At 27.3% G+C, this 15780-nt stretch carries 13 protein-coding genes and 1 pseudogene; 12 read left to right on the top strand and 2 right to left on the bottom strand.

The genetic code is table 11. The annotated features are described in order from the left end of the window. Positions 1 to 2: 2 nt before the first annotated feature. From ACFYH6_RS15290 to ACFYH6_RS15280, 3 genes are all read left to right on the top strand, one after another. A complete protein-coding gene (locus tag ACFYH6_RS15290) occupies positions 3 to 917 on the top strand; it encodes an ABC transporter permease (RefSeq protein ID WP_416180079.1) in 915 nt (304 codons plus the stop codon). A gap of 1 nt (position 918) precedes the next feature. Beyond that, complete coding sequence (locus ACFYH6_RS15285) at positions 919 to 1713, top strand: metallophosphoesterase family protein (protein WP_416180080.1); 795 nt, start codon at positions 919 to 921, stop codon at positions 1711 to 1713. Between the two features lie 180 nt (positions 1714 to 1893). Next, the gene (locus tag ACFYH6_RS15280) at positions 1894 to 2874 is read left to right on the top strand and encodes an O-acetyl-ADP-ribose deacetylase (RefSeq protein ID WP_416180081.1); all 981 of its coding nucleotides are present in this window, start codon (positions 1894 to 1896) and stop codon (positions 2872 to 2874) included. 73 nt (positions 2875 to 2947) lie between these two features. Here ACFYH6_RS15280 and ACFYH6_RS15275 read toward each other — a convergent pair whose 3' ends face one another. After that, on the bottom strand, positions 2948 to 3445 hold the full coding sequence (locus ACFYH6_RS15275; protein ID WP_416180082.1) for a hypothetical protein: 498 nt from the start codon (positions 3443 to 3445) through the stop codon (positions 2948 to 2950). 276 nt (positions 3446 to 3721) lie between these two features. Between ACFYH6_RS15275 and ACFYH6_RS15270 the strand changes: the two genes are divergently transcribed. Beyond that, on the top strand, positions 3722 to 4882 hold the full coding sequence (locus tag ACFYH6_RS15270) for a GNAT family N-acetyltransferase (RefSeq protein ID WP_416180083.1): 1161 nt from the start codon (positions 3722 to 3724) through the stop codon (positions 4880 to 4882). Between the two features lie 231 nt (positions 4883 to 5113). Beyond that, positions 5114 to 5767, top strand: coding sequence for a vWA domain-containing protein (locus ACFYH6_RS15265; RefSeq protein WP_416180084.1), 654 nt, complete (start codon positions 5114 to 5116; stop codon positions 5765 to 5767). Positions 5768 to 5830: 63 nt separating this feature from the next. On the opposite strand, the gene ACFYH6_RS15260 is transcribed toward ACFYH6_RS15265, so the two are convergent. Next, complete coding sequence (locus ACFYH6_RS15260) at positions 5831 to 6526, bottom strand: IS1096 element passenger TnpR family protein (protein WP_416180085.1); 696 nt, start codon at positions 6524 to 6526, stop codon at positions 5831 to 5833. Positions 6527 to 6719: 193 nt separating this feature from the next. Here ACFYH6_RS15260 and ACFYH6_RS15255 point away from each other — a divergent pair, with 193 nt between their 5' ends. From ACFYH6_RS15255 to ACFYH6_RS15225, 7 genes and pseudogenes are all read left to right on the top strand, one after another. Continuing rightward, on the top strand, positions 6720 to 7190 hold the full coding sequence (locus ACFYH6_RS15255) for a flavodoxin domain-containing protein (RefSeq protein ID WP_416180086.1): 471 nt from the start codon (positions 6720 to 6722) through the stop codon (positions 7188 to 7190). Between the two features lie 102 nt (positions 7191 to 7292). After that, positions 7293 to 8465 carry a glycoside hydrolase family 113 gene (locus ACFYH6_RS15250; protein WP_416180087.1) on the top strand — a complete coding sequence of 391 codons (1173 nt, stop codon included), beginning with the start codon at positions 7293 to 7295 and terminating at the stop codon, positions 8463 to 8465. 231 nt (positions 8466 to 8696) lie between these two features. Further along, positions 8697 to 8765 (top strand): annotated as a pseudogene (locus ACFYH6_RS15245) (hypothetical protein); the annotation flags it as partial. Between the two features lie 225 nt (positions 8766 to 8990). Next, a complete protein-coding gene (locus ACFYH6_RS15240; RefSeq protein WP_316342646.1) occupies positions 8991 to 10277 on the top strand; it encodes an NCS2 family permease in 1287 nt (428 codons plus the stop codon). Between the two features lie 10 nt (positions 10278 to 10287). After that, a complete protein-coding gene (gene ade, locus ACFYH6_RS15235) occupies positions 10288 to 12072 on the top strand; it encodes an adenine deaminase (RefSeq protein WP_416180088.1) in 1785 nt (594 codons plus the stop codon). A 104-nt stretch (positions 12073 to 12176) separates the two neighbouring features. Next, a complete protein-coding gene (locus tag ACFYH6_RS15230; RefSeq protein WP_416180089.1) occupies positions 12177 to 12818 on the top strand; it encodes a YczE/YyaS/YitT family protein in 642 nt (213 codons plus the stop codon). A 362-nt stretch (positions 12819 to 13180) separates the two neighbouring features. Continuing rightward, on the top strand, positions 13181 to 15757 hold the full coding sequence (locus tag ACFYH6_RS15225) for a polysaccharide deacetylase family protein (RefSeq protein ID WP_416180090.1): 2577 nt from the start codon (positions 13181 to 13183) through the stop codon (positions 15755 to 15757). Positions 15758 to 15780: the final 23 nt, after the last annotated feature.

Here is a 15780-nt window from a genome sequence, read left to right as displayed (position 1 = left end):
AAATGGAATTAAATATAGATTATTTAGCAGTGGTAATAAACTCTACTATTCGTATGATGACACCTATTTTATTAGTAACTCTTGCTGCTGCAATATGTACTAAAGTTCGTATTTTTAATATTGCAATGGAAGGAACAATGTTAACAGGAGCATTTTTTGCCATTGTTGCTAATTATTATACTCATAATGTATTTTTATCTATCTTAGCAGGAGCAATAAGTGGAATGATTGTTTCAGCTATAGTTGGTTTCTGTATTATAAAATTAGAAGCATCACCAGTAGTTGTTGGTATGGCAACTAATACAATGATGGGTGGAGTAACTACATATTTACTTTATATTATATTTAAGACAAAGGGTGTATTCACTGATCCAAGCTTAGTAAGTCTTACAAAGCTAGAAATACCTTTTATTAAAGATATTCCTGTACTTGGAAGTATATTATCAGGCTTAACAATACTTGATTACTTAGCCTTTGTAATAGCTATTGGATTACATATATTTTTATATAAAACAGTTTTAGGTTATAGATTAAGAGCTATAGGAATAAATAAAGAGGCTGCAAGAAGTCTTGGAACTCCAGTAGAAAAATATCAATTTATTACAATTAGTTTATCAGGTTTATTATGTGGCTTAGGTGGAGTACTTTTATCTATGGGAAGTGTAACTTTATTTATACAAAACATAACTTCAGGACGTGGATATATTGCTATGGCTGCTAATAACTTAGGAAAATCTAATCCATTAGGAGTACTTTTATCAAGCTCATTTTTTGGATTTTCACAAGCAGCAGGAAATGTGCTTCAAAATACCTCTTTAAAAACACAAATAACAGCATCTATTCCATATGTAGCTACAATAGTTGCTTTAGTTATATTTAGTATAAAGAGTAGAAAAAATAAGGTTAAAAGGGCTTAGTATGGTATTTTTACATTTATCAGATATTCATTTTTTAAGAAAATATATAAAAGAGAAAGATGGATATAATTCTATTTTTAATAATATGACAAATCCTATTATTCAAATAGAAAAGGTGTTAAAGAAAATAGATAAGGATATCTTAGACTTTATTATAATTACTGGAGATTTAGTTGAAGCAGGTAAAAGTGAAGATTATAAAGCATTAAAAGAAAACCTTGATAGTTTATTTGGAGATATACCTTATATTGTTACCTTAGGAAATCATGATAATAAAAGAGCTTTTTATAAGGGATGGCTTAATGAAGAGGAAAAGGATGAGCCCTATAATACTGCAATGAATATAGGAAATCTTAAGATAATAAGCTTTGATAATTCTGAATATCATAATAGTAATGGAATTATAAATGAAGAAAGATGCCTGTGGCTAAAAAATGAATTAGAAAAGGAAACAAATAAGGATACAATTCTTATGCTGCATCATCATCTTTTAAAAGAGCAATTTAATTTACCTCCAGTTAATTTTAATAGTGAGTTTTATGACATTATTAATAATAGTTCAATTATTGGTATATTTTCAGGACATACTCACCATCCTTATAAGGGAACTTTTGCTGGAAAACCTTATTTTACATCTGGAAGCCTTTCCTTTGTTGGGCATAATGAAGAGGATGGAAGGGTTAGATTCCAAGAAGAAACTAAATGTAATCTTTGTAGATATGAAGATGGAAAATTATATGTAGATAATATTGATGTTTTAGAAAAGAGTAAATTTTTAACCTATGTAAGATTTTAAATTATAAATGAATTCTGGGGCTGCCTTAAGCAGCCCTTTAATTTTAAGTTTATAATTATTAACTTTACATTGTGACATAGAGAATTTTTAGTTAAGCTTTTGTGGGGAATATTTACAAAAAATATTTAAAATGTTATGTTAAAAATGATATATATAATAAAATTAGGGGTGAGAATTAATATGCCATTTGAAATAATTCGTAACGATATAACAAAAGTTCATGCTGATGCAATTGTAAATGCAGCCAATACTTCATTACTTGGAGGGGGAGGAGTAGATGGAGCAATTCATGCAGCAGCAGGTCCAGAACTTTTAAAGGAATGCAGAACTCTTGGTGGATGTGCAGTTGGAGAGGCTAAGATAACCAAAGCATATAACTTACCAGCTAAATATATAATTCATACTGTAGGTCCAATATGGAGAGGTGGAAATAATAATGAGGAAGAATTACTAAGAAATTGTTATAAAAATTCTCTTCAATTAGTTAAAGATTATAAATTAGAAATTGTAGCTTTCCCAATAATATCTGCAGGAGCTTATGGATATCCAAAAGATGAAGCATTAAAGATAGCTATTTCTGTTATTGGAGACTTTTTATTAAGTAATGATTTAACTATTTATTTGGTTGTTTATGATAAAAATGTATTTATGCTATCTAACAAGCTACTTGCTTCAATTAAGGAATATATAGATGATAGATATGTAGAAGAGCATACCTATAGTAGAAATAGATACGAAGAAACTTATTTACGTGAAACAGAATGTATTGAGAGAAGCGAAGGTATTAAACCTAGAAGACTTGAGGATATATTAATAAATATAGATGAGACTTTTTCAGAGATGTTATTAAGATTAATAGATGAAAAAAATATGAAAGAGGTTGAAGTATATAAAAGAGCTAATATCGATAGAAGACTTTTTTCTAAAATTAAAAAGGATAAAAACTATAAGCCTAGCAAGGCAACTGCAATTGCATTTTCTATAGCCTTAAAGCTAAATTTAGACGAAACAAAAGACTTACTTTTAAAAGCAGGCTTTGCCCTATCCCATAGCAGTAAATTCGATATTATTATAGAATACTTCATCGAAAACCAAAACTATGATATATTTGAAATAAACGAAGCCCTATTTGATTTTAATCAAAGTACTTTAGGCTCATAAAACTATACAATTCCAGATAAAAAATCACAGTAAAAAGGTGGACATATGTCCACCTTTTTATTTTCCGTTTAAATTATTCACCATTAATAACCCTTTTTAGAGCTGCATCTATAGTATCAGTATCATCTGGATATTTTAAATATAAGAAAGATGATTCTGCATAAGCAGCAGCATATGAGGTTTGTACTGATTGTTTAACTTTAGGATCATCAATAGAATTAATATAATCCTGTTGACGCTTTTTAGCTTCTTTAATTATTATATAGTATTCTTCTTCAGTTAAGCCTTGCTTTACGTCAGATTCATTGTTTTGTTGTATATTTTCTTGGGTGGTATCTTGTGTATTTGGTTTTGCATCTTCATGATCTAGTTCACTTTCTGATGTAGCTTCAATAGAGGGAGATGTAGTTTCAATACTTTCTTCCTCAGAACTTTGAGAGCTGATAACAGCTTGACTTGTACTTGATATAGAAGAATTATCTTCCCCTGATGAATTATTATCTTGTCCACATGAGACAAGTAATAGAGATAATAACAATAATCCTAATTTCAAAAATAACTTTCTATTCATTTTACATCTCCTAATAAAATAAGTACTATACTATATATTTTGATAATATTACTAAATATCTTTTAACATTATTATAACACTATTTCCAAATTGGATTTATATGGATTTTAATGTGAGGCTCTGTTTTATTTGAATGTTGAAAATTACTAATTTTTCTTTGATAAAGTTATTTTACTTCTATTTTATGGGATTATATCCTAAATAAATGTATAATTAAAATATATATTATTAAGAAATTGTAATATATTAAGAAGTTATAATTTTATGGGGGATAGTATGGTGATTGAGTTTTTAAAGGGAATGAAAGAGGATTTTGATGACTTAGTTGAGTTTATAAATTATGTATTTAGTTATGATGGGGAAGAAACTGATTTTAAAAGTCTTTTACCTAAGTTATATAAAAAGGAATATAAGACTATAGAAAATCATTATATTGTAAAAGAAGATACGAAAATAAAGGCTGTAGTAGGTACTTTTCCTATGGACTTAAAAGTTTTAGATAACTTATCGTTAAAGGTTTCAGGAATAGGAAGTGTTTCTGTTCATCCAGATTCCAGGGGATATGGATATATGAAAAATTTAATGAATATGGCTTTGGAAGATATGAAAAAAGAAGGTATTCATATAAGTTGCTTAGGGGGCAATAGACAAAGATATGAGTATTTTGGATATACTCCCTGCGGTCAAAATATTTCCTATGAAATAAATAGTGACAATGTTAAACATAGTCTTAAGAAATGCATTAATAAGAATATGCTATTTAAAGATGTTAAAGATAATAATTTGGATTTTGTAGATAAGATATATGAAACTTATAGTAAAGATAAATTTAGGTTTAATAGAAATAAATCAGGTTTTCTTGATATATTAAAGTCTTGGAATTTTGATGTTTATTCTGTATATGATGATGAAATATTTATAGGTTATATAGTTTCTAATAAAGATAAAAGTTATATTAGTGAATTAAAGGTAAATAATGATGAAGATTTTATTAGTGTTTTAGCAAACTTTATTGAAGCTAATAATTTAAATGAAACTAATTTAGAATTACCTGTTTGGGAAAAGAAAAAAATAAAAGAATTAAACGCAGTTGCAGAAAAAATAACTATAAATAATTGCTATCAATTTAATGTATTAAATTATGAAGAGGTTATAAAACAATTATTAAGTTTTAAAGCAACTTACAGTAATTTAGTTAATGGAAATATAAGTTTTGATATCATGGAATATGGAAAATTTAAAATAACTGTTGAAAATAACAAAGTAATAATAGATAGTTTCAATGGAAACTGTGATATTCAATTAAGTCACCTAAAAGCAATGCAATTATTATTTTCACCATTTGGAAGTTATTTAATAGAGAATGAGAAACTTTGTGGAATTATAAATTCATGGTTTCCTATGCCTTTGTTTATAGGAACTCAGGATAAGGTTTAAATTAAATATAAATTGAATTTACTATTTAGATTAAGTTAATTTGTAATAGTTTAATATTACAAATTAAAAGTGGATAAATAAATTTATCCGCTTTTATACTTTCCATTATTAACTTAGTTTAAAACAGAGTCTAATGTGAATATCACATTAAAGGTGTCGCTTTCAATGCGACCAAAGAACTCTTTGAACATGCTATCCTTAAATCATAAAAGGTGATTGGAGGAAAAGGGTATGAAAAATAATTTAAGTGAATTAGTATTTATTTTAGACAGAAGTGGATCAATGAGTGGACTTGAAAAGGACACTATAGGTGGCTTTAATTCAATGCTTGAAAAACAAAAGAAAGAAGAGGGAGAAGCTATTATAACAACTGTATTATTTGATAATAAGTATGAGTTATTGCATGATAGAATTAATATTAGAGGAATATCTCATATAACAGAAAAAGAGTATTATGTTAGAGGGACAACTGCATTATTAGATGCTGTTGGAAGAACTATAGAAAAGATAGAAAATGCTCATAAACATACTTTAGAAGCTGAAAGACCAAGTAAAGTTTTATTTGTAATAACTACAGATGGTATGGAAAATTCAAGTACAAGATATAATTATGAAAAAATTAAGAAGATGATAGAAGATAAGAAAAAAGAATTTGGATGGGAGTTTATTTTCCTAGGAGCAAATATTGATGCTGTAAAAGCAGCAGAAAGTATAGGGATATCTGAAGATAGAGCAACTAATTACAACTGTGATAGTGAAGGAACTATGCTTAATTATGAAGTAATAAGTGAAACTGTAAGTTCTATAAGAGCTAATAAGGCTATAAATAAAAATTGGAAGGATAAAATAGATAAGGACTATAAAAAGCGTAGTACTAAAAGGTAAAACTTAAGGTGGAAGTACTTGATAAAATTAATGAAGTATCCATTAATTTTATCAAGTGAAATTTTATTCTAACTCATAAACATCATTATCACCTTCGTAAGCACATACTCCCATACGTGGAGAGTTGGTTATCTTTATATAAACTATGTCATCTTCATCATCAGAGATATTTTCTATGCAAGCATCACATAATGGTTTATAGTCTGAATAATCATAATCAGTCAGTAAATATGTAGAATAATTTCCACATTCTGCACATTCAAAGTCTTTTCTATTATTTCTAGCTAGTAATGATATTCCTTCTAATGAATTAATACCAGTATAGCTATCTACTACTGTAAGCTTTAATTTAGTAGTGCTTCCAAAATCATATTCATGAATAAAAGTGCTATTTTTGCTTATAACTTCAATAAGTCTAAAATCACTCATATCTTCATTATCATTAAAAAAGAATGAATCATCTTCATTAAAAACTTTATCATAAATAACATGGTCAATAGTAAAGGAGCTTAAGTGTCCACAACATTCTAGCCAAATATCTCTTAAAAAATCATCTAATTCATTTAAAGTTATATTAGTTTTTACTTGTAGATAAAGCCAGTAACTTTTATCGTAATAGTCTTCAACTTTAATTAAATAGTATTTTGTTTTTCCAGTACAAAGATTGTTACAGATTGATAAATGTTTTTTCATTCCAGCTTTAGTAAATTCCTTTTTACATATATAGCATTTTCCCCTATTTTTTTGAGATGTAGCCATAATCATAACCTCACTTTCTTAATTATATTATATCCATTTACAGAATAAAACAAAATAGGTTGTTAAAAGGTGGAAAAGACTTGAGTACAGAACAGATAGTAATAAATAAAATATTAAAAAAAGAATATATTGGGTATAATAGATATATATATAAATGATTATTGTTGTAGAAATTATAGAGAGGAAAATATTTATGAAAATCTTAATTATTTATTGTTCTGAGTATAAGAAAAATACAGAAAAAATTGTAGAGATTTTTAAAGAGAAAACCAGCTGTGATCTAATAAATATAAAAAACTTTAGAGAAGTTAACTTAGATAATTACGATTTAATAGGATTTGGTTCAGGAGTATATGTAGAAAGTTTATCACCAAAACTCTTTAAAATAATTGAAAAATTAGATTTAAAAGATAAAAATGTTTTTGTATTTTCAACAAGTGGTGTTGGTATGAAGTATTATAATAAAAAGCTTATAAAAGCATTAATTTCAAAAGGAGCAATAAATAAGGGAAGCTTTGCATGCAAGGGAAGCTTTGAAGCAAAGGAATTTTCAAATAATAAGATTTTTCATATTATAGGTAAATTAACTAAAGGTCATCCAAATCATAAGGATTTTAAAAATGCAGAGAATTTTTTTGTGAATATGATAAAGCAACTTAATTAGGCTATTTAATAGGGCAGAAAAGTGAATTGAATTTACTTTACAAATATGATAATATGAATCTATTATAATTGTAATATATTTACAATGAGCAAGAGGTGTATTATGAATAATAACTTAAAGGATACTGATGAGAAAAAAGAGGACTTAAGAGTTAGAATATTTGCTGGAATAGTTATTATAATAATTGCAGTAGGATACTATTTTTATAATATAAACTACACAAGTAGGGGTATTATAAATAAAGTCCTAAATAACATAGAGGGGAAGACTTTAAATAGTGACTTTAGTAGTAAAATAAAATCTGCAAATCTTTCAACAGATTATAGTGTTGAACAGGCTATAAAGGACATAGAAACTTTAGGGTTAAATACAATTAACTTACCAGTTGTTATTAATATAGATGATATAACCTCAAGTAATGTAAGTATAGATGAAAATAGTTTAGAAAGAGCAAAAATTCTTTTAAAAGAACTTAAAGGAAAGAATATAAATATTATATTAGAACCATATCCATGGATTGCAAATGGTAGTAAGTATGAAACAGATTTGAATCCAATTGATAAAGCAGAATTTTTATCAAATTGGAGGGATGATGTTATTAAACCATTGATAGATGAAATAGCTATTCCTTATAGAGTAGATGCATTAAATATAGCAACAGGATTTACCCATTTAGAGAATATGGAAGATGAATTTTGTGAAATAATTGATTTCTCTAGAAAATATTATAAAGGGTTAATTACTTATAGAACTAGTTTTTGGACAACTGCTAATTGGAAGGATGAAGTTGTAAAAAACCAAGTAGATGAATTAAATGAAAAATATTATCAAAAATTAAATAATAGGATATTTTCTAAAGTAGATTTTATATCTATTGCTTCATATTTTGAATTAACTGATAATGATACTAATACAGTAGAAAATCTTGTATCTTCTTTAAGTTCTTCACAAAGATATAATAGAGGGCAAAATATTAAAGAGCAAGTTGAAAATTTTCATAATAAGTGGGACAAGCCAATTTTCTTTGGAGAATTAGGATTCCCTAGAACAATTAAAGCATCTGTAGAACCATGGAATCCATATTTATCTAAGGAGATAAATACACAAGAACAAGCTAATTGCTTCGAAGCATATAAAGAAGTTTATGAATCAGAACCATGGTTTTTAGGTTTTTCTATTTTTGCAGTAGGAAATAAAGATGAAGACAAGATGTATTATCCAAGTGACGAAACTGTAGAAGTTATAAAAAAATGGTTTAATTATGAAGGGATATAATTTAATAGAATTTATTTTTTAGGTATTAAAATTTTTATTTTAATACCTTTATTTTTATCTTAGAAATATATCTTATAAAATTATAAGAAGTTTATACTCATTTAAAAGGATCAGAAAAAAGAGTTGCTGAATATATGTTAAAACGAGGTCAAGAATTTATAATTAGAATTGTCGTGAACTTATTGATTCAATTGAAGACATACATGAAGATATAGAAAGTAAGGACAAAGAGATTATTTTGGAGCACATACCTATGAGAGAATAGATACTGAAGGAGTATTCCATCATAAATGGAACTGATTTTAGAATAATATTATTTTAATTATAAGAATATTTAATTTATAATAACCCAATAATAACAGCAAAAAATATGTTGTTTTTATTGGGTTATTATTTATTATAAGATAATATTTAAATTATTTTAAAAGAATCGTAAAAAATCTTGACTATAACGAACAATGATTATATTATATAAAATATAATTCGTATTTTATTTTAAACTAGCGAAAGATGGAGGAAGTACAAATGATGGAAAAAGTTTTTAGCTTTAAAGAGCGTAATACAAATGTTAAGACAGAAATAACTGCAGGTATTACTACATTTATGACAATGGCATATATTTTAGTTTTACAGCCTATGTTTATGGGAGCTGCAGGAATGGATGTTGGAGCTGTAACGGTTGTAACAGCTGTTCTAGCAGCTGTATTTAGCATTTTTATGGGGATATACACAAACCTGCCTTTTGCTTTAGCGCCAGCTATGGGAAGTAATGCATTCTTTGCTTATACTTTGGTTGCAGGTGGAATAGTTAACTGGGAAACAGGATTAGGAATGGTGTTTATTTCAGGAGTTATCTTTATACTACTAACTGTACTTGGGCTTAGAGAAGTAATAGTAAACTTAATTCCAAAAAATATTAAGTATGCAATAGGTGTTGCAGTAGGATTTTATATAGTTTTATTAGGCTTCAAAAATGGGGGCTTAATGAGTTTAGAAGGTGGAAGTATTGCTATGGGAGATGTTAAATCACCAGGAGTTCTACTTACAATAATAGGTTTAGTACTAGTTGTATTTTTACAGGCAAGAAAAGTTAAGGGTGGCGTATTAATTGCAATTATTTTAACAACATTAATCGGAATACCTATGGGAATTACGAATGTTCCAGAAAAACTTATTACAATGCCACCATCAATAGCACCAATAGCATTTAAGTTAGATATAATGGCAGCATTAAAGTGGAGCTTTTTCCCGCTTATGTTTACATTTTTTGTAGGAGACTTCTTCTCAACTTTAGGAACATTATTAGGAGTTTCTGCAAAAGCTGATCTTTTAGATGAAAATGGAAATTTACCAAATATAAACAAACCATTTTTAGTAGATGCAATTGCAACAGTAGTAGGTGCTTTATTTGGATCTACAGTAGTTACAACATATATTGAATCAGCTGCTGGAGTTGAAGAAGGTGGTAGAACTGGATTTACTGCAGTAGTAGCAGGAATATGTTTTGCACTTACAGTATTCTTTACTCCAATTGCAGGAATGATACCTAGTGAAGCAACAGCACCAGCTTTAATATTAATTGGATTATTAATGATTACAGGAATAAAAAATATAGAATTTAATGATTTCACAGAAGCTTTTCCAGCTTTTGCAACAATTACTTTTACAGCGTTTACTTCAAGTATATCTAATGGTATAAGTATAGGAATTATTTCTTATATGGTTACTAAAGTTATGGCAGGAAGATTTAAAGATTTAAATTGGGGAATATACATTTTATCTATTCCACTAATAGCATATTTCATAATATAGGAGAGAGAAAATGAAAATCTTACCTAAGGATAAAAAAGGATTAATTGAAGCAGCAATAGGGAAGAGACCTTGTGACTTAGTTATAAGAAATGCAAACATAGTTAATGTTTTTACTGGGGAAATATATAATGGCAATATCGGAATATATGATGGATTTATAACTCATATAAGTGCAGATATTGATAATTCTACTATGGAAGATATAGAAGCTAAAAATTATTATGATGCTAAAGGTAAGTATGTAATACCTGGACTTATAGATAGCCATATACATATTGAGAGTACTCTTATGACACCAAGAGGTTTTGCAAGAGAAGTTATACCATATGGTACTACTACTGTAGTAACAGACCCTCATGAAATTGCTAATGTTCATGGAGTAAGAGGAATTAAATATATGCATGATAGTAGTGAAGATCTTCCAATGAGACAATATGTACTAGCACCTTCTTGTGTACCAGCTGTATTAGGGCTTGAAAATGCAGGAGCAGAGTTTTTTGTAGAAGAAATTGAAGAAATGCTTAATCTAGACAGGGTAATAGGTTTAGGTGAAGTTATGGACTTTATAGGAGTTATTGAAAATAGCGATAGAATGGTTAGCATATTAGAAGAGGCTGAAAAAAGAGGGAGTTTTATTCAAGGACATGCACCATTTTTAAATGGAAGAATGTTATCAGCTTATTTATGTGGGGGGGCAACTACTTGTCATGAAAGTAGAACATCTCAAGAAGCAAGAGATAAGATTAGAAATGGAATGTATGTAGATGCTAGAGAAAGTTCAATATCTAAAAATGTTACTGATATTGTAAAGGGAGTAAAAAACTTTGCATATTTAGACAACTTAACTTTATGCACAGATGATAGAGAAGCAGATGAAATACTTAAGAATGGTCATATGAATGATGTAGTTAGAAGAGCAATAAAAGCAGGGCTTAATCCAATTGATGCAGTAAGATCTGCAACTATAAATTCTGCAAGAGAAATTGGTATAACTAATTTGGGAGCTATAGCACCAGGATATGTAGCAGACTTAGTAGTTTTAGATGATTTAGAAGATATGCTAGTTAAAACTGTAATTTTCCAAGGGGAAATAGTTGCAGAAGATGGTGTATTATTAAAGGCAATAGAAGATAAAAAATATGATATAGAATTAGAAAATTCAGTTCATGTTGATAAATTATCCTTAGAAGATTTTAAATTAAAAGCACCTATAGAAAATGGACAAATAAAAGTTAATGTTATTAGGTATAATAGTCAAGCATCTTCATCTACTGAAATTATTGAAGAAGTTGTAGAAGTTGAAAATGGATATGTAACTTTAAAGGATAATGATGATTTAAGATTTGTTATAGTTATTAATAGACATGGGAAATTAAATACAAAATCCATTGGATTAGTAAGGGGATTTGGGATAAATAAAGGGGCCTTAGGAAGCACAATTTCTCACGATAGTCATAATTTAACTATAGTATATAAAGATATAAATGAAGCATTTAAAATAGCAAAAGACTTAATTTCTATGGGGGGAGGAATAAGTTGTGCTATAGATGGTGAAATAAAAGAACATATTCAATTAGAAGTGGCAGGACTTATGACAACAAAATCTGCTTCAGAAATAGCTATAGTTGCAGAAAAAATGAAAGAAATTCTTAGAGGGATGGGACTTACGGAAATAAAAAACCCTCTATTAAGAATAGTTACTTTAGCGCTTCCAGTAATACCAGAAGGTAAGATGTCAGATTTAGGATTAATAAATGTAAATAAAAAAGAAATAGTAAGTATTTTTAATAACTAATAAAAGGATGGTGCTAACATTTTGATAGCACCATCCTATCTTTGTTTTGTATCATTAATAATGATAAAATTATATAGATTGCAACTAATGAAAATATTAAGTAGGTGAGAAATTTGATAAGTATATTAAAAAAATCTATAAGGCTTATAATAGGCTTTATTTTATGTGCAAGTTCTACGGTGTTTATGTTAAATTCAAATCTTGGACTATCTCCATGGGATGTTTTTCATCAGGGATTAGCTAATGTAACAGGACTAACAATTGGGCAGGCTAATATAATATCCAGTATAGCAGTTATAATAATTGGAATTTTACTTGGACAAAGAATTGGTTTAGGTACATTATTAAATATTATAATGATTGGAAAGCTTGTAGATATAATTAATGAAAGTAATATAATACCTGTAGCAAGTAGCCTAAGTATGGGAATTATTATGATGGTTATTGGCATGCTTGTTATGGGATATGGATGTTACTTATATATAGGTTGTGAATTAGGTTGTGGTCCAAGAGATGGTCTAATGGTAGGCTTAAGTGCTAAATTAAAAAAGCCAATTAAACTTATTAGAGGAAGTATAGAAGTTTTTGTTTTATTAGTAGGAGTAGTTTTAGGAGGTAAAGTTGGAATTGGTACTTTAATAAGTGCATTTACTATTGGATATTGTATTCAATTAATATTTAAAATATGTAAATTTGATGCGGTTAATATAAAACATAAATCATTTTTTGAGTCTATAAAAATATAAGGTATTTATGTTATTACCTCTTTAACTTTTCTAATAATATATAGAAAGATAGATTTGATAATATCAAAGCTATCTTTTTTTTATTTGGATCTATTTTAGTATAATTATGAGATATATTACTATGAACAATAAAATTTTTAACTCTAATTAATTCTTCGGATGTCATTCTTTTAATCAACAATCAACACTTAATTAAAACAGAGCCTAATAAATAAATTAATAAAGTAATAAAAGTATAAAAATAAGTGAAATATTGTTATAAATAAATATATTTGATATAATCAATCGGTATGTATTTAAGTGAAAATATAGTTATGATATTTTAGTGTTGAAATAAGTGGATATAAAAGGGAGGAAACTAAATGAAGAGGAAGGTTTTACTTCTAGTAATTACTATAATGATTTCAATTTTAGCCATAGTTTTTTATTTTAATAAGAATTATAAAATAGATAGTAATTTAGAGGGAATAAATATAGTTAAAAAGAAAAAGTATGATGCATCTTATGAGATTGAAGAGGCAAAAAAAATATATGACATTAATAAGAAGGCTGAAATCATTGAAAATATTAATACAGATTCAAGTTCTATTGCTTTAACCTTCGAAGGATTAAGTGATAAAGAAACTACTTTTCAAATATTAGATTTATTAAATAGTTATAAAATAAAAGCAACTTTTTTTGTTACTGGAGTAGAGTCATCTGAAGATTCTAGCATAATTGAAAGAATAATAAAAGATGGGCATACAGTGGGCAGTGGAACTCTTTATGGAACAAAGGAAATGCAAAATCTATCAAGGGATGAATTAATATCAGACTTTGCTAGTGCAAATAAGATACTAAAGGATACAACAGGAGATAATATAAGATTATTAAAATGTAGTTCAACAGAATATAGGGAGGAGTTATTAGCTTCTGCTTATGCAGTAGGACATAAATATGTGGTAAATCCAGATGCTTATTTAAGTTATCAAAGCTTTAAAAATTATGAAGAAGTTGTTGGATATGTAAAGAAATTATCAAAGGGGAATATCTTATCAATAAAATTACAAGGTGTCTTAGATGATTTTGAATACACTAGATCAAAGGAAAATGAAAAGCAATTATCAGAGAGAAAGGTTAATGTAACTAATTTAGAAAAAGAAGAAAATACTTTAGAAATAGATAACGTAACTATATTAAATACAGTAGAGTGGATTTTAAAAGTTATTAAGGATTATGGAATAGAAGTAGTTGAAATTAATAAGCTAAAAGAATTAAATAATAGATTTGAAAAACCTATAACTTCTAATGAAAAGTTTATTTCTTATGATAATACTGTATCAGATACTTCAGATGATGTATCAGATACTTCAGATGAAGAAAATTTAGGTTATGAGATTAATTTTAATGACTTAATAGAAAGTAATAATAAGAAGTTTTCTCCAGTAGTTTCAAGATTTCTTACAACTGAAGAAACAGTAACCTATACCTTTAGAGGATTAAGTAATGAAAAAGTCCTAGATAATGTTTTAGAAAGTCTTAAAAAATATAATGCTAAAGGAACCTTCTTTGTTACAAAGGAAGAAATTCAAAAGTATCCAGATAGAATAAATAAGATAATTGAAGATGGTCATGAAATTGGTAATGGAGGAGTAACTTCTAGCTCTACAATCTTAAATAAAAGTACAGAAGAGATATGTAAGGAAATTTATGAAGTAGACAAGTTGTTGAAGGAAAAGGGAATTTCCACTAATTCATATATGGCTGGATATGGGTATTCAAATTCCAATATTCAAGAAGCAGTATCTACAATAAAGCAAATTAATGGACTTGGAGGCTATGAACTAATAACTTATACAAAGTCACCTATTTTAGAGAAATATAAAAATATGAGAGCTGAAGAAATCATTAGTGATTATTTTAATGTAAAATCTTATGTTTCATTAAGTAAGGGAGAAGTTGTCTACTTTAGATTAGATTCAGATATATTTACTGATGAAAATGAACTTGCAAGACTTATAGAGATGCTAACAGAAAATTATGTTAATAATGGATATGCTTATAGATATGTTGAAGAAACAGGTTATTATACTTTAGATAGTGTTCCATTAAATTATAGTGTAGTTTCAATAAAAAATATTCAAAATACTATTGAAAGTATAAATGGATATGGAAGATATGATATTGTATCTTACTATAATCCACTAGTACAGACAACTTATGATAAAGCTCTAGAGTTAATGAAAACAAATTATATCGGTAATAAAAATTCACCTTTAGTGAATTTTGATGAAGAGGAAATGAAATATCTTGATATTACTGGAACTATAGATACTAATGGAGAAGATGTAATATTCTTTACTTTTGATGATTGGGGAGGAGATCCAATTATTAATGAAATATTAGATGTTTTAAATAAGCATAATGCTAAGGCTTCATTTTTTATAATATCAAGATATTCAGATTTAGAAAGTGATGTATCTAATATTAATCCTAATTTACTTAGAACTATTGCATTAAATGGACATGATATAGGTAGCCACAATTATAATCATGAATTATTAGGTTCTAGTAAAGAACAATTGGAGTGGTCATTAATAAAATCCTATAATTCAATGGCTAATATAATAGGAGACTTAAATTCATTAAGACCATATTTTAGACCACCTACATTATATATTGAGAAGGGTGGATTAACTTCTGTATTTGAAAGTGGATATAAATATTCAATAAGTGGTAATATTTCTACTCATGACTATGAAAGCAGTTCTTCTGATAAGATAGTTAAAAATATTGAGTCACAATTATTAGATGGAGTAGGGAATGTAATAATAATGCATATTAATAATCAAAGTTATTACACTGCAGAGGCTTTAGATAAGTTTCTTACAAATAATGAGAACGGAGTTTATGGTAAAAAATATAAAATTGCTAAATTAAGTGATTATTTATCTAATTAAAATCTTTTATTAGGGAGGAATTG

The sequence above is a fragment of the Clostridium sp. HCS.1 genome (assembly GCF_047900555.1).
Taxonomy (GTDB): Bacteria; Bacillota; Clostridia; order Clostridiales; family Clostridiaceae; genus Clostridium.
This window is presented reverse-complemented; position numbering and strand designations above follow the sequence as displayed.